The organism is Aeromicrobium choanae, from assembly GCF_900167475.1.
Classification (GTDB): Bacteria; Actinomycetota; Actinomycetes; order Propionibacteriales; family Nocardioidaceae; genus Aeromicrobium; species Aeromicrobium choanae.
This window is the reverse complement of record NZ_LT796768.1, coordinates 355,454-378,798: the sequence shown is the minus strand read 5'-3', so window position 1 is coordinate 378,798 and position 23,345 is coordinate 355,454. Positions and strand designations below refer to the sequence as shown.

Sequence of the window (23,345 nt, the reverse complement as noted above, 5' to 3'; positions counted from 1 at the left end):
AGGATGAGCGACTACCAAGCCCCCAAGCCCACCGAGCGGGAGAACGCGATCTCTTCGGGCGTGCTCGCCTTCGCAGGCGCGATGCTGGCGACGGTCGGCGTGTTCCAGGTCCTGGCCGCGATCTCGGCCCTGGCGAAGGACGACCTCTACGTGGCCGGGCAGGAGTACGTCTACCAGCTGAGCCTCACGGGCTGGGGGTGGATCCACCTCGTCATCGGCGGCCTCGCGATCGCCGTCGGCGTGTGCCTGCTGCTGGGCAAGGCCTGGGCCGTCCTGACCGGCGCCGGGCTCGCGGCGATCGGCGCGATCGTGTCCTTCGCGTGGATGCCCTACTACCCGTGGTGGTCGGTCATCATCATCGTCTTCAACGTCGTGGTCATGTGGGCCACGGTGACCCAGATGAACGCTCGCGACCGCACCTGACGCCGGGGGTCAGTGCCCGGCAGGTGGTCAGAGCGGCAGCTTGAAGCCCTCGTGGCTGGCCTCGTACCCGAGGGTCTCGTAGAAGTGGTGGGCGTCGGCGCGACGCTTGTCCGACGTGAGCTGGGCGAGCGTGGCGCCGCGCTCCACGCCCCACGCGTGGGCCCGGGCGAAGAGCGCCGTCCCGAGACCTGAGCCGCGCGTCGACGACGCGACGCGGACGCCCTCGATCAGCAGCCGCTTCGTGCCGCCGCGAGACAGTCCCGGGATGATCGTCAGCTGCATCGTGGCGACGACGGTCCCGGCCTCGTCGCGTGCCGCCAGCAGGAGGTGCGCGTCGTCGCGGTCGATCTCGTGGAACGCCTCGACGTACGGCGCGAGGTCCGCCGACTCGCGCCCGGCCCCGATGGCGTCGTCCGTCAGCAGCCCGACGATCGCCGGCACGTCCGCCTCGGTGGCCCGCGCGAGCTCGAAGACCTGACCGTCCAGCGTGAGGGTGTCCATGTCCCGAGTCTGGCAGGGCGCACACGAACCCCCGACGCACGGATCTGGCACCGGGCGTCAGTGGCGGATGGCCTCCCGCACCCGCGCGGCGAGGGCGGCGAACTCGGGCAGGGCGCGCAGCTCCTCCGGCGCGACCTGGTGCTCGGCGGTGGAGAAGCGCGCGGACTCGTCGAGCACGACGCGCCCCGGGCGCGGGCTCATCACGAGCACCCGCGTGCCGAGGAAGACGGCCTCCTCGACGTCGTGCGTGATGAACAGGATCGTCTTGCCGGTCTCGCGCCAGATCGTGAGCAGCTCGTCCTGCAGGCGCTCGCGCGTGAGCGCGTCGAGGGCGCCGAACGGCTCGTCCATCAGCACGATCTCGGGATCGTTGGCCAGCACCCGCGCGATCTGGGCGCGCTGCTGCATGCCACCCGAGAGCTCGTAGGGGCGCAGGCCAGCGGCGTCGCCGAGACCCACGAGCTCGAGGTAGCGGTCGGCGATCGCCAGGCGCTCGGTCTTCGAGGCACCCCGCAGCCTCGGCCCGAGTGCCACGTTCGCCCGCACGTCGAGCCAGGGGTAGAGCGTGGGCCGCTGGAAGACGACGCCGCGCTCGGCGCCCGGCCCCGAGACCGGGCGGCCGCCCACCGTGATCGACCCGCCGGTGGGCGACTCGAATCCCGCCACGAGCCGCAGCAGGGTCGTCTTGCCGCAGCCGGACGGCCCCGCGAGGGTCACGAACGCGCCGGGCTCGATCACCAGGTCGATCCCGGCGAGGGCGTGCACCTCGCCGTCGCGGGCGCTGAACCGGTGGTCCAGGCCCGCGACGGCGACCGCGAGGTCGTGCCGCACGGTGTCGACGGTCATGACGCGGCGGCCTCCGCGGGCGCCGGGTTCACGCCGCCCGTGTAGACCGACTCGTCCTCGACCTTCGAGATGCCGTCCTGCGTCAACAGGAACTTCGCCGTGCTGAACAGGTCGGCTCCGAGCTTGCCGCCCAGGTAGTCCGGCTCCGCCTGCTCGGCCGCGTCGAGGAACACGAAGCCCTCGAACAGCTGCTGGGCCTCCTCGGTGGAGACGCCCACCTCGACCGCGACGCTCTCGGCCGCCTTCTCCGGCTCGTCCTTGATCTGCTTGACCGCGTAGTCCTGCGCCCTCGCCCAGACCTCGAGCACCTCCGGGTTGGCCTCGACGAACGCGTTGTCGGCGATGGCGAGGTCGAACGTGGGCTTGCCGGCCTTCGCGGTGTCCTCGCTGGAGAGGATCACCTCGCCGCCCTGCTGGCGCAGCTCGCTCAGCGTCGGGTCCCAGATCCACGCCGCGTCGATGTCGCCACGGCCCCAGGCGGGAGCGATCTGCTCGGGCTCGGAGTTGATCAGCTTGTAGTCCTTCGCGTCCTCACCGGCGTCGGCGATCGCCTGCAGCAGCGAGAAGTGCGCCGTGGAGCCGAAGGGCGTGGCAATGGTCCTGCCCTTGAGGCCGGCGATGTCGGTGGCGTCCACGCCGTCGCGCACGATGAGCGACTCGGCCGTGCCGATGACGTCGTGGATCCACACCACCGAGACCGGCAGGTTGAGCGGCGCCGAGAGCGCCTTGGTGCTGGGGGAGGAGCCCGCCAGGCCGATGTCGAGGCTGCCGCCGCCGAAGGCCTGGACGACGTCGCCGCCGGAGGCGAAGTTGCTCCACTTCACGGTGGCGTTCGGCAGGCAGTTCTCGAGCACCCGCTGGTCCTTCACGATCACGTCGCCGTTCGGGATCTTCTGGTAGCCCAGGCGGAGGGTGCCGGTGAAGTCCTCGTTGGCCTCGAACGGGCAGTCGCCGGCGGAGGCCTCGGCCTCGTCGCCTCCGACTCCGCAGGCGCCGAGCGCCAGGGTCAGCACGGTCGCGGCGGAGGCCGCGAGGATCTTCAGGGGGACGTGCATGGTCAGTCCTTCCCTCGCCACGGGACGAGTGCTTTCTCGATGGTGCGGATGAGTGCGTCAAGGGCGATCGCGGTGAGGCCGATGACGATGATGCAGGCGACCGACAGGGCGATCTTGTTCTGCGTTCCCGAGAGGTAGGCCAGGCCCCCGATGCCCGGGATCCCGTTCACCAGCTCGGCTGCGACGACCGTGGTCCACGCGAACCCCACGGCGACGCGCACGCCGCTGAGGATGTCGGGGAGGGTGGCCGGCAGCAGCACCGTGGTGACCGTCTGGCGCCGGGTGGCGCCGAGCGTGCGGATCGCGTGCAGCTGGTCCTCGCGCACCCCGCGCACGCCGTTGACCGTGGCCAGGGCGATGGGTGGGAACGAGGCGAGGAACAGCAGCCAGATCTTCGAGGCGTCGTAGATCCCGAACCAGGCGACGAGGAAGCCGATGTAGGCCAGCGGCGGGATCGAGCGCAGGAAGTCGACGTAGGGGCCGAGCAGGGTGCCCGCCCAGTCGACCGTGCCCATGAACAGCCCGAGCGGGATGCCCACGACGATCGCCGCGGCGAGACCCGCGCCGATGCGCTGGAGGCTCACCAGCAGGTGCTCCCAGAGGAAGTAGCCCTCCTCGCCGCGCACCACCCGGTCGACGCCACCGCCGATCGGGTGGTTCGTGTTCGCCCGGACGAAGGCGTCCCAGACCTCCCGCGGGCTCGGGGTGAGGTAGCTCGGGGAGACCACGTCGGACGCCGCCACGACGGACCACACGAGCAGCAGCACGGCGAGCGTGGCTGCGTGCGGCCACCAGCGGCGGACGCGGGAGGGGCGCCGCGCCGGGCGGGTGCGCGGCGCGGCGGTGGCGGTGGCGGTGGCGGTGCTCACGTCACGAGTCCGCGACGGCGCAAGATCGGCAGGACGCCCTCGGCGAACCAGTAGGCCTCCTCGACGTGCGGGTAGCCCGACATCACGAACTCCTCGATCCCCACGGCGGCGTACTGCTCGATCAGGTCGGCCGCCTCGGTGTGGCTGCCGACCAGTGCCGTGCCGGCGCCGCTGCGCATGAGGCCCACCCCCGCCCACAGGCCGGGGTGCACCTCGAGCGAGTGCGCGTCGCCGCGGTCGAACGTGCCGCCGTGCAGTTCGCGCATGCGGCGCTGGCCCTCGGACTCGCTCGCGGCGAGCGTCTCCTGCGCCTTCGCGACAGCGGCGGGATCGAGCCCGGCGAGCATGTCGTTCGCCACCTGCCAGGCGTCCTCGGACCGGTCGCGGGTGATCGAGTGCAGCCGCACCCCGAAGCGGACCTTGCGCCCCTCGTCCTCGGCGAGCTTGCGGATCCACTCCACCTTCTGGGCCACGGCCTCGGGCGGCTCGCCCCAGGTCAGGTAGACGTCGGTGTGGGCCGCGGTCACGGGTCCGGCCGCGGCGGACGACCCTCCGAGGTAGATCTCGGGCACGACGCCGGGCTGCCGCGTCCGCGCGTCGGTGACGTCGTAGTACTCGCCGGTGAAGTCGCTGCCCGCCTCGGTGAAGGCGTCGCGGAAGACCTGGATGAACTCGGCGGCGCGGTCGTAGCGACCGTCCTTCTGCACGCGGTCGCCGAACCGGAGCTGCTCCGACGGATCTCCGCCGACCACCACGTTGAGCAGCAGCCGGTTGTCCGAGATGCGCTGGAAGGTCGAGGCCATCTGGGCCAGCAGCGTGGGGCTGATCAGGCCGGGGCGCAGGGCCACCAGGAACTTCAGCCGCGTGGTCTGGGGGATGAGCGCGGAGGCCACGACCCAGGCGTCCTCGCACGGCGTGCCGGTGGGCGTGAGCACGGCGTCGAAGCCGAGGTCCTCGGCCGTGCGGGCGACGTGGGCCAGGTAGCGCAGGTCGGGCTCGCGGTAGCGACCGGCGGTGTCGGGGGTGCCGCCGTCGCGACCCAGGTCGGTGGGCACGCTGTGGCCGCCGCCGACGAGGGCACGGCTGTCGCCGGTCGTGGGCAGGAACCAGTCGAAGGTCAGGGACGCGGCGGTCATGGGAGGTCCTTCGGTCGGGGACGAGGTGAAGCGGTTGTCCAGTAAACCGCAAGACTTACTCGTCTTTGACGGTGTCCATCTGGTGAGCGGCGAGGCCGCGCACCCCTGCGGACATGCCGTGCGGCGCAGGGGAATGGATCGTCCGGGCCGGGCACTGACTCGCACATGACCCTGACGACCACGACTCCCGCGCGCTCGCGTCCTGCGACCCTGTCGACGCGGCGACTCGCGCTGTTCGCCTTCATCGCGGCCGCCTCACCGCTGGCGATCGATCTCTACCTGGCGAGCTTCCCGGCGATCGCCGCGGACCTGCGGACCACCCCGGCGATGGTGCAGCTGACCCTGACGGCGTACATCGCGGGAGTCGCGATCGGCCAGCCGATCTGGGGTCCGCTGTCCGACCGGTACGGCCGCCGCCGGCCCCTCGTGGTCAGCAACGCGCTGACGCTCATGGCCTCGCTCGTGGTGGTGCTGGCGCCGACGATCGAGACGCTCGTGACGGCTCGCTTCGTGCAGGCGCTGGCGGCGGCCGCGGGGATGGTCGTGGTCCGCGCGATGATCTCCGACCTCACCGAGGGGCTCGAGGGCGTGCGGGCGCTGGCCCTGATGATGACCGTCCACGCCGTCGTCCCGGTGGTGGCGCCCGTCCTCGGCGGCGTGCTCGCCACGGTGCTGCCGTGGCGCGGGGTGCTGGGCGTCTTCGCGGCGTTCGTGGCGCTGCAGCTGGTGGCGTCGGTGCTGCTCGTGCGCGAGTCGCTGCCGCCGGCCAGGCGCGCGCGGCGGCTCTCGTACCTCGACCTCGCGCGGGTGATGCGACGCGGCGCGTTCGTCGTGCACTCCACCACCGTCGGCCTGGCGGTCGGCGCGGTGATGACCTTCATCGCGACCTCGTCGTTCGTCTACCAGGAGGTGCTGGGTCTCACGCCGCTGCAGTTCGGGCTCAGCTTCGGCGCGAACGCCTGCGGGATGGTGGCCGCCGGCCTGCTCTCGGCACGCCTGGCGCGTCGCGGGGTGCGTCCCACCCGCACGATGGCGGCGGGCTTCGCCGGGGCGGTCTCGGGCGGCGTGCTGATGATCGCCGCAGCCGCGTCCCCGTGGCCGGTGCTCCTCGTCGGGCCGGTGATGGCGCAGGTGTTCTTCCTGAACCTCGTGATGAGCAACGGGATGGGCCTGGCGATGGCGCAGGCCCGCGGCCTGAGCGGCGCCGGGTCGGCGATGCTCGGCTTCTGGATGTTCGGCATCAGCGCGCTGGTCACGCCCCTCGCGGGGATGGTGGCCGGGTCGCGGCCCGAGATCGCGATGGCCGTGGTGATGACCACCCTGGCCACCGCGGCGGGCGCGGTCTTCTGCCTCGGCCTCAGGCTCGCGCGCTGACCCGGCGGGAGCCGTGGTGCACGAGGAGGTCGAACAGGTCCTGGGCCGCCTTCGTCGGACGCACGCCCCGTCGCCTCAGGATCGCGAGCCGGATCACGGTGCCCTCGTCGTCGATGGGCCGGAACGCGATGGCGCCGCCCGTCTCGAGCGGGTCGTCGAGCAGCGTGAAGTCCGGCATGAGGGAGACGCCGATCCCCGACGAGACCATCTGCTTGCAGACGTCGGCACTGTCGGCGGTGTGCCACTTCAGGGGCGGTGAGTCACCGAAGACCCGGTGGGCGACCCGGTGCATGAGGTACCCGGCCCGCGCACCCACGAACACCTCCTGGCGCAGGTCGTCGACCGTGACCGTGGACCCCTGCGCCAACGGGTGGTCGCCCGGCAGCACCGCCATCGGCCGGCCGTGGAAGAGCTCGGTGGCGACGAGGTCGGGATGCACGTCGTCGCCGGGCAGCAGCGTCACCAGCCCGATGTCGAGCGACCCGTCGCGCAGTCCGTCGCGGACCTCGCCGTGGCGCAGCTGGCGCAGGTCCACCGAGGTGTGCTCGTGGTCGAGCTCGTGACCGCGCATCGCCGGCAGCACGATCGACGTCACGCCGAAGTAGACGCTGCCCACCCGGGTGGGGCGGTGGAACTGCGACTCGCCGCGGGCGGCCGCGCGCAGGCGGTCGGCGGCGTCGAGGACCTCCAGGATGCGGGGGAGGAGCTCCTGGCCGGTTCCGTTGATCCGCGTGCCCGAGCGGTGCCGGTCGACCAGCGTGACGCCCAGCTCGCGCTCGAGCTTCGTGACCGCCTCGCTGAGCGCCGGCAGCGAGACGTGCAGGTGCTCCCCGGCGCGCCGCAACGAGCCCTGCTCGCTGACCGCCCTGACGTATTCGAGCTGCTCCAGTCGCATGCTCACCTCCCCGTTGACCGGTGAGGCTACGTGAACGGCGACGCCTGTCGGGTGATCTCCCGCCTCGTGAGACGTGGCCGTCGCCGGTGCCCGGATTCGTAGCGTCGTCGTCACGCAACAGCGTCCCTCACGAGAAGAAGGCACCCGCATGAATCACGTCCGATCCCCACGCTTCACCCGCACCCTGGTCGTCACCGTGGCCGCAGCACTCGCCGCGATGGGCCTCGGCGCCTGTGGCAGCGCCGGCGCGGACTCCGGGAAGGAGGTGACCACGATCCGGTACCAGAGCTACGCCGGGGCGGTGGACGCCTTCCTGCTCGCCGACGCCCTCGGCGAGTTCGAGGGACTCACGCTCAAGCGGGTCGGTGACATCACCGGTGGCCCGCAGGCCCTGCAGGCACTCGTGTCCGACCAGACCGACGTCGGCGGCTCCGCGTTCTACGGCGCGATCGCCCAGCTGGTCGCCACGGGCGCGCCCATCAAGGCCGTCATCCCGTTCTACGGCTCGAACGAGACGACGAACTCCTCCGTCTCCGTCCTGGAGAAGTCGGACATCCGGACCGCCCGCGACCTGGTCGGCAAGAAGATCGCCGTCAACACGCTCGGCGCGAACCAGGAGGCCGTGCTCGACACCTGGTTCGACCAGGAGGGCCTCAGCAAGGCCGAGCAGGACAAGATCACGCTCGTCCCGCTGCCCCCGCTCAACACGCCCGAGGCACTCGGCAGTGGCAAGGTCGACGCCGCCGTCCTGAGCTTCACCGGCAAGAAGCAGACCGAGGCGCAGTACGCCCTCCGCACGCTCGTGCGCGACATCGACGTCGTCGGCGAGCCGTACGCCGGCGGTGGCATCACGCTGCGCGAGGAGTTCATCGCGAAGAACCCGAAGACCTCGCGTCAGATCGTCGAGGGCGTCGCGGCCGCGATCGAGTTCCTCGAGACCCACGACAAGCAGGAGGTCTTCGACGTCTACTTCCCGTACTTGGAGGAGGAGGGCTACGGCGACTACATCGAGCCGATCAGGACCAACTTCCCCGGCACGCTCGGCATCGACGCCAAGCCCGTCATCAAGGACGAGGACATCCAGCGCTGGGTGGACTGGCTCGACAGCCGAGGCGACATCGACGCCGAGGACATCGACGTCAAGGACGTCTACACCAACGAGCTCAACCCGAACGCCTGAGGAGGCAGCCATGAGTTCACGCATCGAACTGAGGAACGTCGGCCAGACCTTCTGGGTCCGCGGCGACGAGGACAAGAAGCTGCGCGAGTTCGTCGCGCTCGACGGGCTCGACCTGGACATCCGGGCGGGGGAGTTCCTGACCCTCGTCGGGCCGTCCGGCTGCGGCAAGTCGACCGTGCTCGACCTGATCTCGGGGCTCTCCGCGCCGACCTCGGGCTCCATCACGGTCGACGGGACCCCCATCACGGGCCCCGGCCTGGACCGCAGCGTCGTGTTCCAGCAGTACACGCTGCTGCCGTGGCGCAGCGCCCAGGCGAACATCGAGTTCGCGCTCGAGGCCAAGGGCGGGCTGTCCAGGGCGCAGCGTGCCGAGACCGCTCGCGAGTACCTCGACCTGGTCGGGCTGAGCGAGTTCGCCGGCCGCTACCCGCACGAGCTGTCCGGTGGCATGAAGCAGCGGGTCGCCATCGCGCGCAGCCTGTCCTACCAGCCTCAGGTGCTGCTGATGGACGAGCCGTTCGGCGCCCTCGACGCCCAGACCCGCGAGCGGCTCCAGGAGGAGCTGGTCCGGATCTGGCAGCACACCGGCACCACCGTCGTGTTCATCACGCACGACATCGAGGAGGCCGTCTTCCTGGGCCAGCGGGTCGCCGTCATGAGCGGTCGCCCGGGGCGGATCAAGGAGATCGTCACGGTCGACCTCGATCGCTCGCTCGCCCAGGACGAGGACGTCCGCGCGACGCCCGAGTTCGCCGCGCACCGGCACCACATCTGGTCGCTCCTGCGCGATCGGTCCGCCGTGAAGGAGCTCGCCCATGTCTGACCTGCTCTCCGAGAAGACGCAGGCCCGGCCGAACCCGCGCCAGGAGGAGGCCGCCCGGGCGAAGGGCGCGTCACTGCGCCGGACCCGCACGGTCGCCGTGGCGCGCGGCGCCGCCGGACTCGTGGCGCTCGCCCTGATCTGGGAGTTCGCTCCCCGGTGGGGCCTGGTGGATCCGTACTCCATCCCGCCGCTGCACGTCGTGCTGCAGGAGTGGTGGTCGATGGTCCTCGACGGCGAGCTGTGGAAGCACGTCTCGGCCAGCCTGAAGCGGTCGGTCGTCGGCTTCTCGCTCGCGATCGTCCTGGCCATCCCGCTGGGTGCGGCCATCGCCTGGTACCGGCCGGTGCGCGAGTTCTTCACGCCGTCGCTGGAGCTGTTCCGCAACACCGCGGCGCTGGCGATCCTGCCCGTGTTCATCCTCCTGCTGGGCCTGGGGGAGACCTCGAAGATCGCGATCGTGCTCTACGCGTGCTTCTTCCCGATCCTGCTGTCGACGATCGCGGGCGTGGCCAGCGTGGACGCCCAGCTGCTGCGGTCGGCACGCGTGCTCGGCCTCTCGCCGGTCGCGACGTTCCGCAAGGTGGCGTTCCCCGCCGCCGTGCCCACGATCTTCACCGGCATCCGGATCTCGGGTGCCGCGGCGATCCTGGTCCTCATCGCCGCCGAGATGATCGGCGCGAACGCGGGCCTGGGCTTCCTCATCAACTACGCGCAGTACAACTTCCTGATCCCGAAGATGTACGCCGCCATCCTCACCACCTCCCTCCTCGGCGTGGCCGTCAACTACGGACTCGTCGCCCTCGAGCGCCGCTTCTCGCGGTGGCGCGCCGTCTGACCTTCGAAAGAGAGACATCATGACCCGTCAGCTCAGCCTCAACGCCTTCCTCCACGACACCGGTCACCACGAGGCCTCGTGGCGCCACCGCGACTCGGCCGTCGACCGCATCCACGACATCGACTTCGACACGCAGAACGCCCTGATCGCGGAGGAGGCGAAGCTCGACGCGATCTTCTTCGCCGACGCCCCCGGGCTGTGGGGTGCCACGCCCTTCCGCCCGGCAGGACACCTCGAGCCCATCACTCGGCTCGCGGCCATCGCCGCACGGACCGAGCGGATCGGCCTGATCGCCACCGCGTCGACCACCTTCTACGACCCCTACAACCTGGCCCGGCTGTTCTCCTCGCTCGACACGATCTCCAGGGGCCGCGCCGGGTGGAACATCGTGACCACCCAGTCCGAGGCGGTGGCGCGGAACTTCAGCCTGTCGGAGCTGCCCAGCGCCTCGGAGCGCTACATCCGGGCGCAGGAGTTCATCGACGTCGTCACGAAGCTCTGGGACAGCTGGGAGGACGACGCGATCCTCGCCGACCGCGAGTCGGGCCGGTTCTTCGACCCGGAGAAGGTCCACTCGATCCACCACGTGGGCAACCACTTCCAGGTCGAGGGAGCGCTGTCGCAGCCCCGCTCGCCGCAGGGTCGCCCCGTGTACGTGCAGGCCGGCTCGTCGAACGACGGACGCGCCTTCGCGGGTCGCAACGCCGAGGCGATCTTCACCGCGCACCAGACGATCGAGGACGCGCAGGCCTTCTACTCCGACATCAAGTCGCGGGCCGTCGCGTTCGGCCGCTCGCCCGAGGACGTCAAGATCCTGCCCGGCCTCAGCCCGTTCATCGCCGACACGCGAGCCGAGGCCGAGGAGCTGCAGCGGTACGTCAACTCGCTGACCGTCCCGGCCTACGGCATCGCACAGCTCGAAGGGCTGGCCGGCGTGTCCCTGGCCCACCTCGAGCTCGACGAGCCCGTTCCGCTGGAGGTCTTCGGCCAGGCCGGCGACGTCCTCGACAACAACCGCAGCCGTCTGCAGGTGATCGCCAACATCGTCGAGCGCGACCGCCCGACGCTGCGCGGGCTGCTGCACCGGCTCGCGGGCGCCCGCGGCCACAACGTGGTGGCCGGCACCCCGACCGACGTCGCGGACATCATCACCGACTGGTTCCAGAACGGTGCCGCTGACGGCTTCAACGTGATGCCGCCGCTGTACCCGCAGCTGCTCCAGGAGTTCACGCAGAAGGTCGTGCCGATCCTCCAGGACCGGGGGCTCTTCCGCACCGAGTACACCGGCTCCACGCTGCGCGACCACTTCGGTCTCGCCCGCCCGGAGTCGCTGTACGGCGCGGACGCGACCGAGGAGGCCCACGTTGTCTGAATCCCTGGCGTCTCACTTGCGCACGGCGGTCGTGGTCGGCAACCCGAAGCCTGCGTCGCGCACCCTGACCGCCGCGACCCACGTGGCGCGCGAGCTCACCGGGGCCGACCCGGACCTCGTGGTCGACCTCGCCACGCTGGGGCCGGCCGTCATCGACTGGGGGTCGACCGAGGTCGCCGAGCTGGTCGGCCAGGTGGGTGGGGCCGACCTCGTGGTCGTCGCGTCGCCGACCTACAAGGGCACCTACACCGGGCTGCTCAAGGTATTCCTCGACCGGTTCGCCGGTGGCACCGGACTGCGTGGGCTGGCCGTGCCGCTGATGCTCGGCGCCGGGCCGGCCCACGCGCTGGCGCCCGAGCTCACGCTGCGACCCGTCCTGACCGAGCTCGGGGCCACGGTCCCCGGACGGGGCCTGTTCGTGCTGGACTCGCAGTACGGCGACGCGGCCGCCTACGATCCGTGGCTGGAGGCGACGCGGCCCCTGGTGCGTTCGGTCCTGCAGGCGGCGGCATGACCGCGTTCTTCCCCACGAACCAGGACCTCGATCCGGGGCGGCTGCGCTCGGCCTTCGGGAACTTCCCGACGGGCGTGGTCGTGGTGGCGGCCGAGGTCGACGGCGCCCCCGTCGGCCTGGCCGCCAGCAGCTTCACCAGCGTCAGCCTCGATCCGCCGCTCGTGTCGATCAACCTGGCCGCGACGTCGAAGACGTGGCCCGACCTGAGTCGCGCGGACCGGCTGGGGGTGACGGTGCTCGCGAGCCACCACGGACCGCTGTGCCGCCAGCTCGCGGGGCCGGTGGAGCACCGGTTCGAGGGGATCGACTACAGCGTCAGCCCCGAGGGCGCGATCTTCATCGACGACGGGATGGCCACCTTCGACACCACGATCCATCGCGAGGTCCCGGCCGGTGACCACATCCTGGTGCTGCTGGAGCTGCACGCCGTGGACCACCGCGTCGACGGCGGCCCGCTGCTCTTCCACCGCAGCGTGTTCGGCCAGCTGGCCGTGGCCGAGTAGCCGGTCAGGCCGCCACGGGGCGTTCATCCTCGGGACGCAACGCCACCACGGCGCACAGGATGAGCGCGGCGCCGACGAGGCCCGCCGCGCCGAGCCGCTCGCCGAGCAGCACCGCGGCGAGGGCCGCGGCGGAGATCGGCTCCACCAGGGTGGCCACGGTCGCCGCCGAGCCCGACGTCGTGCGGAGCCCGGCGTAGAGCAGTCCGTACGACAGCGCCATCGTCGCGATGCCGAGGTAGAGCAACAGGGCCAGCGACGTGGGGGAGGTGCCCGCGACGGGCTCGCCCGATGCGGCCGCGACCACGAGGAACGGCGCCAGCAGCACGGCGCCCGCGCCCGTGGCGCACGTGGTGAGCGCGACCGGCTCGAGCCGTGGGGCGAGCACGTGACCCAGCACGGTGGTGGCGGCGTACGTGGCACCCGCGGCCACCGCGAGGACCAGGCCCAGCACCGGGCGGTCGCCGGGTGCGGACGTGCCGTGCCCGGCCGTGGCACTGATCAGCACCAGCCCGGTGAGCGCGGCGGTGAGAACCGCGACGTCGCGGAGGGTGGGCCGGGTCCCGGCACGCAGGTGCTCCCAGGCGGCGGCCAGGACGGGCGCGAGGCCCAACGAGACCACCGTGGCGACGCTCACGCCGACCATCAGGACCGAGACGAAGTACAGGCCTTGATATATCGCCGTGCCGCAGCCGATGACGATCGCGGCGACGGGGTGCGACCGCATCGTGTCGCGCACCGCCCGGGCGCGGCCGGTCAGCTGGACGAACGCGACGAGGGCCACCGCCGCGATGAGCATCCGCCAGGCACTGACGGTCATCGCACCGACGCCGTCGCGCTCGTGCAGCACGGTCACGACCAGGCCGCCGGTACCCCACAGCACGCCCGCCGCGCACACCTGCAGCAGCCCGAGACGCGCGTTCACCCGCTCAGGTTAGGGGTTGCTCGTGGTGGTCTCGATACACCCTCTCGTTCCTCGAGGGCACTCGACCACCGGGCGGACCCGGTGATCGAGCGGGCCGCGGACCCGGTGATCGAGTAGCACGCGAGCGCAGCGAGCGGCGTATCGAGATCACCCCAACCTGCGAGCGCCACTACGTCCGGTCGCGCTCCGCACCGATGGTGGTGTCGGGGCCGTGGCCCGTGTGCACCACCGTCTCGGGCAGCAGGGTGAACAGCCGCTCGGCGATGGAGGACCGGATCACGTCGGCGTCGCTGTACGAGCGACCCGTCGCGCCGGGTCCGCCGTTGAACAGGGTGTCGCCGGTGAAGACGCAGCCCAGCTCCTCGGAGACCAGGCACGTGGCACCGGGGGCGTGCCCCGGCGTGTGGATCGCGGTCAGCGTGGTGCCGCCGACGGTGAACTCCGTGCCGTCGACGAGGTCGTGGTCCCACGACTCGCCCGGATGCGTCAGCTCCCACAGGGGGCGGTCCTCGGGGTTCAGCCAGATCGGCGCGCCGGTGCGCTCACGCAGCTCCGGAGCGATGCGGCAGTGGTCGTCGTGCGCGTGCGTCAGCACGATTGCGGTGACCTTCCGCCGTCCGATGAGGTGCAGGATCGCCTCGACGTCGTGGGGTGCGTCGATCACGAGGCACTCGGTGTCGTCGCCCACGATCCACACGTTGTTGTCGACGTCGTGGGTCTCGCCGTCGAGGCTGAAGGTGCCCGAGACGACGCCGTAGTCGATGCGCGCGGCCATCAGAGCACCACCACCGAGCGCAGCACGTCGCCGTGATGCATCTTCTCGAACGCCGCCTCCACGTCCTCGATGCCGATCTCCTCGGTGACGAACGCGTCGAGGTCTAGGCGGCCCTGGCGGTAGAGGTCGATCAGCATGGGGAAGTCGCGGCTGGGCAGGCAGTCGCCATACCAGCTGGACTTGAGCGCGCCGCCGCGTCCGAAGACGTCGATCAGGGGCAGCTCGGGCACCGTCATGTCCGGCGTCGGAACGCCGACCAGGACCACGGTGCCCGCGAGGTCGCGGGCGTAGAACGCCTGCTTCCAGGTCTCGGGACGGCCCACCGCCTCGATCACCACGTCGGCGCCCTCGGCGCCCTCGTAGGTCTCGGCGCAGATGCGCTTGATCTCCTCGACGGGATCGGTCTGCGACGAGTCGACCGTGTGGGTCGCGCCCATCTTCCGCGCCGCCTCGAGCTTCGCGGGGTCGATGTCGACGGCGATGATCGGGCTGGCTCCGGCCAGTGCGGCGCCGGCCACGGCGGCGACGCCCACACCACCGCAGCCGATGACGGCGGCGGAGCGGCCGCGCGTCAGGGCTCCGGTGTTGATCGCCGCGCCGATGCCGGCCATCACGCCACAGCCCAGCAGGCCGGCCGCCGCGGGACGGGCCTCGGGATCCACCTTGGTGCACTGCCCGGCCGCCACGAGCGTCTTCTCGATGAACGCGCCGATGCCCAGCGCGGGGGAGAGCTCGGTGCCGTCCTCGAGCGTCATCTTCTGCTTCGCGTTGTGGGTGGCGAAGCAGTACTGCAGGTCGCCGCGCTTGCAGGCGCGACACTCGCCGCACACGGCGCGCCAGTTGAGGACGACGAAGTCGCCCGGTGCGACCTCCGTGACCCCCGCGCCGACGGCCTCGACGATGCCCGCCGCCTCGTGGCCGAGCAGGAACGGGAACTCGTCGTTGATGCCGCCCTGGCGGTAGTGCAGGTCGGTGTGGCAGACGCCGCAGGCCTGGATCGTCACCACCGCCTCACCCGGGCCGGGATCGGGAACGTTGATGGTGACCAGTTCGACCGGCGCGTCCTTCGCTCGAGCGATGACGCCCTTGACCTGCTGCACGGCTGTCTCCTTGCTTCGGGGGTTCTCCTGCGAGCCTGCCAGAGAGGCCCGTGGGTTGCGAGAGGTCGCTCGTGCGATGTGGGCCATAAGCCTCACTGTCAACCTGAAATGGCAGTGGAAAACGCATGAACATCGAACAGATGTGCGGTAGGGTTCAGGCATGTCTTCGGGGGATGACGGTGTGGGCGCGGCCATGGGCCGCTGCGCGCTTGTCCTGCAGTCCGTCACCTCCTCGGTCCACGACGAGGCGCGGGCGCTGGCGGCGCTGCGCGACGCGGCCGAGGCGGCGCTCGCCGAACGGCTCGACGAGATCGAGCGAACGAAGGCGTACGTCGCCGAGGACGCGTCCAGCGCGGCCACCTGGGCGCGACGCGAGCTGCGCCAGGACGCGCGCCGCACGCGGCAGCTGATCCGAGCGGCCGCCACGATGCGTGAGCTGCCGCTCGTCGGCGAGTCGGCCCGTGCGGGGCGCATCTCGGCCGACCACGTCGCGCGCTTCTCGTTCGCCCTCGCTCACGTCGACGACGTCGAGGTCCGTCGGATCGAGGCGCATCTCGTGGCCGTGGCCGAGCAGCACCCGCCGTCGCGGGTGAAGTCGCTCGTCGACCGTCTCCGCTCGATCGTGCATGCCGAGGAGCTCGACGACGCGTGGATCGCCGGTGCCGACAAGGCGCACGTCGGCCTGAACGCCCTGCCCGACGGCTGGCACGTCACGGGCTTCCTGCCGATCGAGGTCGGCGCCAGGCTGAACGCCGTCCTCGAGGCCGTTTCGACCCCGCGCGAGGGAGGCGACCGGCGCTCGGCTTCCGAGCGTCGCATCGACGGGCTCGACCACCTGCTCACCCGCGTCCTGGCCGAAGGCCTGCCCACCGACGGCACCGTTCGTCCCCAGGTTCACGTGCTCGTCGACGCCGGCACCCTGCAGAGCGCGCTCGCGCCCGAGACGCCTGGCGCCTTCGAGCCCGACCAGCCCGCTGTCCTGGAGGGGTTCGGCCACATCGGGGCCAACCTGCTGGCCCACCTCACGTGCGGCGCCGACCTCATTCCGGTCCTCGTCGATCGGATCGGGCCGAACCGGTCCGTGCTCGACGTGGGTCGCCGCCACCGCGACGCCACGCCGAAGCAGCGCCACGCGGTCTGGATCCAGCAGGACGGGCGCTGCGCCACCGAGCACTGCCACCACGCCGTCGACCACGTGCACCACCGACGGCGATGGGCGGACGGCGGTCCCACCGACCTCGCCAACCTCGTCGGACTCTGCTCCGCGTGCCACCGCCACGAACATCGCCATGACCCTACGAACCTGGCGGAGGGCGCACAAGGGTCTGGTCAGCTAGTGACTCTTCCACCGCGGGGGCGAACCGCTGCCGCGGAACGTACGGGGCTACTAGGGTTGTCCTGTGGCGGAACCTGAGTCGAATCCCTTCCAACCCCGTTTTCACGCGATCGAGCTGACGAACTTTCTCTCGTACAAGCACGCGCGTCTCGAATTTGGCGATCTCATCGCCTTGGTCGGACCAAATGCAAGCGGCAAGTCGAATCTCGTTGCTGCGATCAAACTGCTCCGCGAGATCCCGATTCACGGACTCCCGGTAGCCCTAGCCCGCCGCGGTGGCTTCGACCAACTGCGGCACCGCAGCGCCGGACGACCATATGATCCCGGTCTTCGGATTGAGTTCACCTTGGGGGATTCATCCCGCATCTCCCACTATGAACTCAGACTTGGTGCGGTAAAGCCTCGAAATTATCGAGTGAAGCTGGAATCCGCCACAGTCTATGTGGATGACGAGCAGTACGACTTTGAGAGTGACGGCGAGCGGGTAGCGACCACGGAGATCGAGTATGTGCTCGACCAAGACGGGGACATAAGGAACCGCGCAGGTGAATCGTTCAAGGTTGATCGGGTGCGCCGACGGTTCCCGATCCCCCCAGCGCAGAGCGCGCTTCCGAATGCGGGTTTCGCAGGATTCGTCGTACTGCAAGCGCTCCAACGGATGCAGACCATTGAAGTGAATCCCGCGAAGGTCGGCGAGCTGCAGGAACCGTCGTCTACACAGGACTTCGAACCAGACGGCGGCAACACAACTAGCATCTTTGAACTGCTTGAACCGCGCCTGAAGAATGAGCTGGTGGATGAGCTCTCTGCGATCGTGCCCGGAATCGTCCGTATTGAAGTGCAGCGGCTCGCGGATCGGCACACACTGAAGTTCGTACAAGAGACTGCAAGTGGCAATCGTGAGTTCTTCGCTAAGCAGATGTCCGACGGCACCCTCCGTGCCTTCAGTATCTTGCTCGCGATGAAGCAGCCTTCTCAGCCAGCACTTTTCGTTATCGAAGAGCCAGAGATCGCCATTCACCTCGGAGCCCTGCGAACATTGGTGGATATCCTCGAGCAGGAAGCCGAGGAAACGCAGATCATTCTCACGACGCACAGCGCAGACATCGTGGACTCTGTGGACGTCGAGGCTCTCAGGGTCGTATGGAACGACGGCGGAGATTCGCGAATCGGCACTGTCGCACTTCACACGATCGAGACGGTGAGAAGCGGCCTGATCACGCCAGGTCAGTTACTCAGGTCTGACTCGCTCGACCTGGAGACTGACGAGTGACCGCATCGCCCAATCACCCGCATGTGGGCTTGGTGGTTGAGGGCGCTGGTGACCGCGGAGCAGTACCCGTCCTCCTGCGTAAGCACCTAGAGAGCAAGCTCGACTTCCGGGACATCCTAGGAAAGCCCGTGCCCGCGCACGGGCGGCCCAACGCAACAGTGGCAGGAGGCTTGGAAGGTTATGTCGCGACGGCCGCCGCCCGCCCTGGGTGTGTGGGTGTCCTTGTAGTGCTGGACGGAGATGATGATTGTGTCGCGAGACTTGGTCCGGAGCTTCTTGAGCGAGCCGCAAGCACAACCGGGAAGCCGGTGTATGTATCGCTCGCTGAACGTGACTTCGAAGACTGGCTGCATGCATCCGCGGAAACGCTAGGACTAGAGTTGGAGTTTGATCCGTCAAAGAACGGCAAGGCGACAATCCCAAAAGCGTTGAAGCCGGCGAAGTACGTCAAACCCACACTTCAACCTCGCCTAGCAGCACGTATGGATCTGGATCTGGCCACATCGAGGTCGCAAAGCCTCGCTCGGCTGTTACTCAAGTTTGACGAACTGGTCGAAATGGTGTTGTAGAGCCGCGCCGAGTTCGCGATCAAGCGGTCCGGGAATGGCCGTGCCCTGATTTCGCCTATCACCCCGCTTGCCACGCTCGTACTTGAAACAAGATGTCGTTCGATGCCCCGTATCCGGGCGGGATGCCTGTGGCAGCCTGTATTCCTCCGGGACTGTTGCGGGAACTAGATGCATGGCGTTGACGCCTGTCGGCAGCCTGGATGAACCTCTTGTGCAGATCTCGAAGCTCTGGAAAGTCCGTCTCGAACGCGTGCCGGTGGTCGCTCCCAACGCGGGGGTGACGTCGCCCTCGCCCGAGCCGGATGAGAGGCCTGACGGTCGTGTCCGATTCCCGCGAGAATCCGTCAGGCGCGTGCGTCAGGATGGAGTCATGGACCCGAACGACTGCTACCGCGCCGTGAGTGCGCGCGACGCGCGGTTCGACGGGGTCTTCTACACGGCGGTCCGCACCACGGGGATCTACTGCCGACCCTCGTGCCCCGCGATGACCCCGCGACAGGCGAACGTCACCTTCTATCCCTCGGCCGCGGCCGCGGAGCGATCGGGCTACCGTGCCTGCCGGCGCTGCCGGCCCGACAGCACACCAGGATCGCCGGAGTGGAACGCCCGGGCCGACGTGGTCGCCCGTGCCGTGCGCCTGATCGGCGACGGCGTGGTCGAGCGTGAGGGAGTGAGCGGGCTCGCCGGCCGCCTCGGCTACAGCGAGCGCCAGGTCAACCGGCTCGTCACCACCGAGCTCGGCGCCGGCCCCCAGGCGATCGCCCGCAGCAACCGGGCGCGCACGGCACGCATCCTGCTCGAGACCACCACGATGCGGGCGGCCGACGTCGCCTTCGCGGCCGGGTACGGATCGGTGCGCCAGTTCAACGACTCCATCCGCGAGTCGTTCGACCTCACCCCGCGCGAGCTGAGGGCGCGCTCGAGCCGGGCCGCGCACCCCGGCGCCGGGCGGCTCCGGCTCGAGCTCGCCCTGCGACCCCCGTTCCACGCCGACGCGCTGCTCGACTGGCTCGCCCCGCGCGCGATCGAGGGCGTCGAGGCCATCGACGGTCGCACCTACGCCCGCGTGCTGAACCTGCCCCACGGGGTGGGAGCGGTCGAGCTGACCCTCGGCGACGACAGCGTCTCGGCCGAGCTCGAGCTCACCGACCTGCGCGATCTCGCGCCGGCGGTGCAGCGGTGCCGTCGGCTGCTCGACCTCGACGCGGACCCCGTCGCGATCGATGAGGCCCTCGCGGTCGATCCGCTGCTCGCCGACCTCGTCCGCGAGGCACCCGGCATGCGCCTGCCCGGACAGGTCGACGGGTTCGAGATGGTGATGCGCGCGATCGTCGGCCAGCAGGTGTCCGTGGCGGGAGCCCGCACGATCCTGGGCCGGGTCGCGCGGTCGCGCGGCACCGAGGTCGACCTCGAGCTCGCGCGGCGCCACGGCCTCACCCACGCGTTCGCCACCGCCGAGTCGGTGGCCGAGGCCGCCCCGGAGGAGTTCGCGATGCCGCGCGGCCGAGCCACCGCGATCATCTCCGTGGCGCACGCCGTGGCGTCCGGCGAGCTCGACCTGCACCCCGGTGCCGACCGCGAGGCCGCCCGGGCGAGCCTGCTCGCGATCCGGGGCATCGGGCCCTGGACCGCCGACTACGTCAGGATGCGGGCCCTCGGGGACCCCGACGTCCTGCTGGAGACCGACCTCGTGCTGCGCCGCGTCCTCGCGCGCGAGGGCCTGGACCGGACGCGAACCGAACGGTGGCGGCCCTGGCGGTCGTACGCCTCACTGCATCTTTGGAGAGTGGCATGAAGACACGCTGGATGGACACGCCCATCGGGGGCCTGCGACTGCACGTCGACGCCGGGCTGCTCACGGCGATCGACTTCGGGGCCGAGCCGCGGGGGGAGCGGGTCGAGGACGCCCTGCTCGACCAGGTCGAGCGGCAGCTGGACGAGTACTTCGCCGGCGACCGCCGCGACTTCGACCTGCCCGTGGCCGCCGACGGCACGGAGTTCCAGAAGAAGGTGTGGGCGTACCTGCGCACGATCCCCTACGGCGAGACGGTCACGTACGGGCAGGTCGCGACCGACCTCGGCTACGAGGTCGGCATCTCCCGGGCCGTGGGCGCGGCCAACGGCGCCAACCCGATCCCCATCGTGGTCCCGTGCCACCGCGTCATCGGCTCGAACGGGAAGCTCACGGGCTACGCCGGCGGCCTCGACCGCAAGACGACGCTGCTCGAGCTCGAGCGACCCGGGCTGTTCTGACGCGTCAGCGGCGCAGGTTCTGCGAGAGCCGCTCGGCCGCGGCCACCACGGCCGGGGCGTGCATGCGGCCGGGCTGGCGCGTGAGCCGCTCGAGCGGGCCCGACACCGACACGGCGGCGACGACCTTGCCGCTGGGGGAGCGGACCGGAGCGGAGACCGAGCCCACGCCGGGCTCGCGCTCGCCGACGCTCTGGGCCCAGCCGCGCTTGCGCACGGCCGACAGCTCTGCGGCGGAGAAGGTGGCCTTCATCAGGCCCTTGTTCATGCGCTCGGGGTCCTCCCAGGCGAGCAGCACCTGGGCGGCCGAGCCACCGGACATCGTCAGCTGGCTGCCCACGGGGATCGAGTCGCGCAGGCCAGTGGGCCGATCGGCGGCCGAGACGCACACGCGGTGGTCGCCCTGGCGGCGGAACAACTGGGCGGACTCGCCCGTGATGTCGCGCAGGCGGGCCAGCACGGGGCCGGCGGCGGCGAGCAGACGGTCCTCGCCCGCGGCAGCGGCCAGCTCGGACAGGCGCGGGCCTAGGATGAAGCGACCCTGCATGTCGCGCGCGACGAGCCGGTGGTGCTCCAGGGCGACTGCGAGGCGGTGCGCGGTGGGCCGCGCCAGGCCGGTGGCGGTCACCAGGCCGGCCAGCGTCGCCGGCCCCGGTTCCAGCGCCGCCAGCACGAGGGCCGCTTTGTCGAGAACGCCGACTCCGCTAGAGTTGTCCATGTCTTGATACTGCCGTATCGCATTGTGAGACGCAACCCCCGAAGTTGGAGAGAATCATGGGCAAGACGCTCGCCGAGAAGATCTGGGACGACCACGTCGTCCGTTCCGCGCCGGGAGAACCGGACCTGCTGTTCATCGACCTGCACCTCCTTCACGAGGTCACCAGTCCGCAGGCGTTCGACGGTCTGCGCCTCTCCGGCCGCCAGGTGCGTCGCGCCGACCTCACCCTCGCCACCGAGGACCACAACATTCCGACCACGGATCTCGACAAGCCGATCGCCGACCCGGTGTCGCGCACGCAGGTCGAGACCCTGCGCCGCAACGCCAAGGAGTTCGGCGTCCGCCTGCATCCCATGGGTGACATCGAGCAGGGCATCGTCCACGTCGTCGGCCCGCAGCTGGGCCTGACCCAGCCGGGCATGACGATCGTGTGCGGCGACTCGCACACCTCCACGCACGGCGCCTTCGGCTCGATCGCCTTCGGCATCGGCACGAGCGAGGTCGAGCACGTCCTGGCCACCCAGTCGCTGTCGCAGGCCAAGCCCAAGATGATGGCCGTCGAGGTCGTCGGCGAGCTGCCGCCGGGCACCACCGCCAAGGACCTGATCCTCGCGCTCATCACGCAGGAGTCCACCGGCGGCGGTCAGGGCTACATCGTGGAGTACCGCGGTGAGGCGATCCGCGCGCTCTCGATGGAAGAGCGCATGACGATCTGCAACATGAGCATCGAGTGGGGCGCGAAGGCCGGCCTCATCGCTCCGGACCAGACCACGTTCGACTACATCGAGGGTCGCCCCCACGCGCCGCAGGGCGCCGACTGGGACGCGGCCGTCGCGTACTGGACCAGCCTCGTCACCGACGACGACGCGCACTTCGACAAGGTCGTCATGATCGACGCCTCGAAGGTCACCCCGTGGGTCACGTGGGGCACGAACCCCGGCCAGGGCGTGGCGCTGTCCGGCCTGGTCCCGACGCCGTCCGACTTCGAGGACGCCGACGAGCGCGAGGCCGCCGAGAACGCACTGCGCTACATGGGCCTCGAGGCCGGCACGCCGATGCGCGACATCACGGTCGACACCGTCTTCGTCGGCTCCTGCACCAACGGCCGCATCAGCGACCTGCGCCGGGCCGCCGAGCTGATCAAGGGCAAAAAGGTCGCCGACGGCACCCGCATGCTCGTCGTCCCCGGCTCGGTGCGTGTGCGCCTGCAGGCCGAGGAGGAGGGCCTCGACGTCGTGTTCAAGGAGGCCGGCGCCGAATGGCGTGGTGCGGGCTGCTCGATGTGCCTGGGCATGAACCCCGACCAGCTCACGCCGGGCGAGCGCAGCGCCTCCACCTCCAACCGCAACTTCGAGGGCCGTCAGGGCAAGGGTGGCCGCACGCACCTGGTCTCGCCCGATGTCGCCGTCGCCACCGCAGTCACCGGCCACCTGGCCTCGCCCGCCGAGCTCTGAGGACGATCACCATGGACAAGTTCATCTCCCACACCGGAGTCGGCGCCCCGCTGCGTCGCAGCAACGTCGACACCGACCAGATCATCCCCGCGGTCTACCTCAAGCGCGTCACCCGCACGGGCTTCGAGGACGGCCTGTTCGCCGCGTGGCGGAACGACCCGGAGTTCGTCCTGAACCAGCCGGTCTACGAGAACGCCACCGTGCTCGTGGCCGGTCCCGACTTCGGCACCGGCTCGTCGCGTGAGCACGCCGTCTGGGCGCTGCAGAACTACGGCTTCAAGGTCATCATCAGCCCGCGCTTCGGCGACATCTTCCGGGGCAACTCGGGCAAGGCGGGGCTGCTCGCGGCGCAGGTCGACGAGAAGGTCGTCGCGGCTCTGTGGGCGTACCTCGAGGCGAACCCGGGTGCCGAGATCTCGGTCGACCTGGAGTCCCGCACGGTCTCGGCCGGCGAGGGCGTCGACCGCATCGAGGACTCGTTCACGATCGACGACTACACCCGCTGGCGCCTGCTCGAGGGCCTCGACGACATCGGCATCACGCTGGGTCACGCCGATGCCATCTCGGCGTACGAGGCCCGTCGGCCGAGCTTCAAGCCCGCGACCCTCTGACGCCTGCCTGT

At 70.3% G+C, this 23,345-nt stretch carries 24 protein-coding genes; 14 read left to right on the top strand and 10 right to left on the bottom strand.

Going from position 1 to position 23,345, the window contains the following annotated elements; translation table 11 throughout:
- Nucleotides 1–3 precede the first annotated feature (3 nt).
- Nucleotides 4–423 carry a DUF7144 family membrane protein gene (locus B5D60_RS01805; protein WP_078698563.1) on the top strand — a complete coding sequence of 140 codons (420 nt, stop codon included), beginning with the start codon at nt 4–6 and terminating at the stop codon, nt 421–423.
- 27 nt (nt 424–450) lie between these two features.
- Here the strand turns inward: B5D60_RS01805 and B5D60_RS01800 are convergent, their stop codons facing one another.
- From B5D60_RS01800 to B5D60_RS01780, 5 genes are read right to left on the bottom strand one after another with little or no spacing between them, the layout of a single operon-like run.
- The gene (locus B5D60_RS01800) at nt 451–924 is read right to left on the bottom strand and encodes a GNAT family N-acetyltransferase (protein ID WP_078698562.1); all 474 of its coding nucleotides are present in this window, start codon (nt 922–924) and stop codon (nt 451–453) included.
- 57 nt (nt 925–981) lie between these two features.
- Entirely contained in the window at nt 982–1,770 is a 789-nt protein-coding gene (locus tag B5D60_RS01795) for an ABC transporter ATP-binding protein (protein WP_078698561.1), read from the bottom strand.
- Nucleotides 1,767–2,825, bottom strand: a complete 1,059-nt coding sequence (locus B5D60_RS01790; protein WP_078698560.1) for a taurine ABC transporter substrate-binding protein — start codon at nt 2,823–2,825, stop codon at nt 1,767–1,769. The genes B5D60_RS01795 and B5D60_RS01790 overlap by 4 nt, the downstream gene beginning before the upstream one ends.
- 2 nt (nt 2,826–2,827) lie before the next feature.
- On the bottom strand, nt 2,828–3,694 hold the full coding sequence (locus B5D60_RS01785) for an ABC transporter permease (protein ID WP_078698559.1): 867 nt from the start codon (nt 3,692–3,694) through the stop codon (nt 2,828–2,830).
- A complete protein-coding gene (locus B5D60_RS01780) occupies nt 3,691–4,830 on the bottom strand; it encodes an LLM class flavin-dependent oxidoreductase (protein WP_078698558.1) in 1,140 nt (379 codons plus the stop codon). The genes B5D60_RS01785 and B5D60_RS01780 overlap by 4 nt, the downstream gene beginning before the upstream one ends.
- Before the next feature lie 165 nt (nt 4,831–4,995).
- Here B5D60_RS01780 and B5D60_RS01775 point away from each other — a divergent pair, with 165 nt between their 5' ends.
- Complete coding sequence (locus B5D60_RS01775) at nt 4,996–6,204, top strand: Bcr/CflA family efflux MFS transporter (RefSeq protein WP_078698557.1); 1,209 nt, start codon at nt 4,996–4,998, stop codon at nt 6,202–6,204.
- Here the strand turns inward: B5D60_RS01775 and B5D60_RS01770 are convergent.
- A complete protein-coding gene (locus tag B5D60_RS01770; protein ID WP_172806227.1) occupies nt 6,188–7,099 on the bottom strand; it encodes a LysR family transcriptional regulator in 912 nt (303 codons plus the stop codon). The genes B5D60_RS01775 and B5D60_RS01770 overlap by 17 nt on opposite strands.
- Before the next feature lie 148 nt (nt 7,100–7,247).
- Between B5D60_RS01770 and B5D60_RS01765 the strand changes: the two genes are divergently transcribed.
- The 6 genes from B5D60_RS01765 to B5D60_RS01740 are packed head-to-tail and all read left to right on the top strand — an operon-like array spanning nt 7,248 to nt 12,326.
- On the top strand, nt 7,248–8,279 hold the full coding sequence (locus B5D60_RS01765) for an ABC transporter substrate-binding protein (RefSeq protein WP_078698555.1): 1,032 nt from the start codon (nt 7,248–7,250) through the stop codon (nt 8,277–8,279).
- A gap of 10 nt (nt 8,280–8,289) precedes the next feature.
- The gene (locus B5D60_RS01760) at nt 8,290–9,102 is read left to right on the top strand and encodes an ABC transporter ATP-binding protein (RefSeq protein WP_078698554.1); all 813 of its coding nucleotides are present in this window, start codon (nt 8,290–8,292) and stop codon (nt 9,100–9,102) included.
- A complete protein-coding gene (locus B5D60_RS01755; RefSeq protein ID WP_153302832.1) occupies nt 9,095–9,937 on the top strand; it encodes an ABC transporter permease in 843 nt (280 codons plus the stop codon). The genes B5D60_RS01760 and B5D60_RS01755 overlap by 8 nt, the downstream gene beginning before the upstream one ends.
- Before the next feature lie 19 nt (nt 9,938–9,956).
- Nucleotides 9,957–11,309, top strand: a complete 1,353-nt coding sequence (locus B5D60_RS01750; RefSeq protein ID WP_078698553.1) for an LLM class flavin-dependent oxidoreductase — start codon at nt 9,957–9,959, stop codon at nt 11,307–11,309.
- A complete protein-coding gene (locus tag B5D60_RS01745; RefSeq protein WP_197684366.1) occupies nt 11,302–11,823 on the top strand; it encodes an NAD(P)H-dependent oxidoreductase in 522 nt (173 codons plus the stop codon). Before B5D60_RS01750 ends, B5D60_RS01745 begins: the two co-directional genes overlap by 8 nt.
- A complete protein-coding gene (locus B5D60_RS01740; protein ID WP_078698551.1) occupies nt 11,820–12,326 on the top strand; it encodes a flavin reductase family protein in 507 nt (168 codons plus the stop codon). The genes B5D60_RS01745 and B5D60_RS01740 overlap by 4 nt, the downstream gene beginning before the upstream one ends.
- A gap of 4 nt (nt 12,327–12,330) precedes the next feature.
- Here the strand turns inward: B5D60_RS01740 and B5D60_RS01735 are convergent, their stop codons facing one another.
- From B5D60_RS01735 to B5D60_RS01725, 3 genes are all read right to left on the bottom strand, one after another.
- On the bottom strand, nt 12,331–13,248 hold the full coding sequence (locus tag B5D60_RS01735; RefSeq protein ID WP_078698550.1) for a DMT family transporter: 918 nt from the start codon (nt 13,246–13,248) through the stop codon (nt 12,331–12,333).
- A gap of 169 nt (nt 13,249–13,417) precedes the next feature.
- Nucleotides 13,418–14,023, bottom strand: coding sequence for an MBL fold metallo-hydrolase (locus B5D60_RS01730; protein ID WP_078698549.1), 606 nt, complete (start codon nt 14,021–14,023; stop codon nt 13,418–13,420).
- Nucleotides 14,023–15,123 carry an S-(hydroxymethyl)mycothiol dehydrogenase gene (locus B5D60_RS01725; RefSeq protein WP_078698548.1) on the bottom strand — a complete coding sequence of 367 codons (1,101 nt, stop codon included), beginning with the start codon at nt 15,121–15,123 and terminating at the stop codon, nt 14,023–14,025. Before B5D60_RS01725 ends, B5D60_RS01730 begins: the two co-directional genes overlap by 1 nt.
- A 160-nt stretch (nt 15,124–15,283) precedes the next feature.
- On the opposite strand from B5D60_RS01725, the gene B5D60_RS01720 reads away from it, so the two are divergent.
- The 4 genes from B5D60_RS01720 (at nt 15,284) to B5D60_RS01700 (ending at nt 20,554) form a co-directional block, all read left to right on the top strand.
- A complete protein-coding gene (locus B5D60_RS01720) occupies nt 15,284–16,537 on the top strand; it encodes an HNH endonuclease (protein WP_078698547.1) in 1,254 nt (417 codons plus the stop codon).
- Nucleotides 16,524–17,732: an AAA family ATPase gene (locus B5D60_RS01715; protein WP_078698546.1), complete on the top strand. Its 1,209-nt coding sequence runs from the start codon at nt 16,524–16,526 to the stop codon at nt 17,730–17,732. The genes B5D60_RS01720 and B5D60_RS01715 overlap by 14 nt, the downstream gene beginning before the upstream one ends.
- Before the next feature lie 939 nt (nt 17,733–18,671).
- Nucleotides 18,672–20,096 (top strand): AlkA N-terminal domain-containing protein, encoded by a 1,425-nt coding sequence (locus B5D60_RS01705; protein WP_078698544.1) that lies wholly within the window; start codon nt 18,672–18,674, stop codon nt 20,094–20,096.
- Nucleotides 20,093–20,554 carry a methylated-DNA--[protein]-cysteine S-methyltransferase gene (locus B5D60_RS01700; protein ID WP_078698543.1) on the top strand — a complete coding sequence of 154 codons (462 nt, stop codon included), beginning with the start codon at nt 20,093–20,095 and terminating at the stop codon, nt 20,552–20,554. Before B5D60_RS01705 ends, B5D60_RS01700 begins: the two co-directional genes overlap by 4 nt.
- A 4-nt stretch (nt 20,555–20,558) precedes the next feature.
- Here the strand turns inward: B5D60_RS01700 and B5D60_RS01695 are convergent, their stop codons facing one another.
- Nucleotides 20,559–21,269, bottom strand: coding sequence for an IclR family transcriptional regulator (locus tag B5D60_RS01695; RefSeq protein WP_078698542.1), 711 nt, complete (start codon nt 21,267–21,269; stop codon nt 20,559–20,561).
- A 56-nt stretch (nt 21,270–21,325) separates the two neighbouring features.
- Here B5D60_RS01695 and leuC point away from each other — a divergent pair, with 56 nt between their 5' ends.
- Both leuC and leuD read left to right on the top strand, forming a co-directional pair.
- Complete coding sequence (gene leuC, locus B5D60_RS01690; RefSeq protein ID WP_078698541.1) at nt 21,326–22,723, top strand: 3-isopropylmalate dehydratase large subunit; 1,398 nt, start codon at nt 21,326–21,328, stop codon at nt 22,721–22,723.
- 11 nt (nt 22,724–22,734) lie between these two features.
- Nucleotides 22,735–23,334, top strand: coding sequence for a 3-isopropylmalate dehydratase small subunit (gene leuD / locus B5D60_RS01685; protein WP_078698540.1), 600 nt, complete (start codon nt 22,735–22,737; stop codon nt 23,332–23,334).
- The last annotated feature ends 11 nt before the right edge of the window (nt 23,335–23,345 follow it).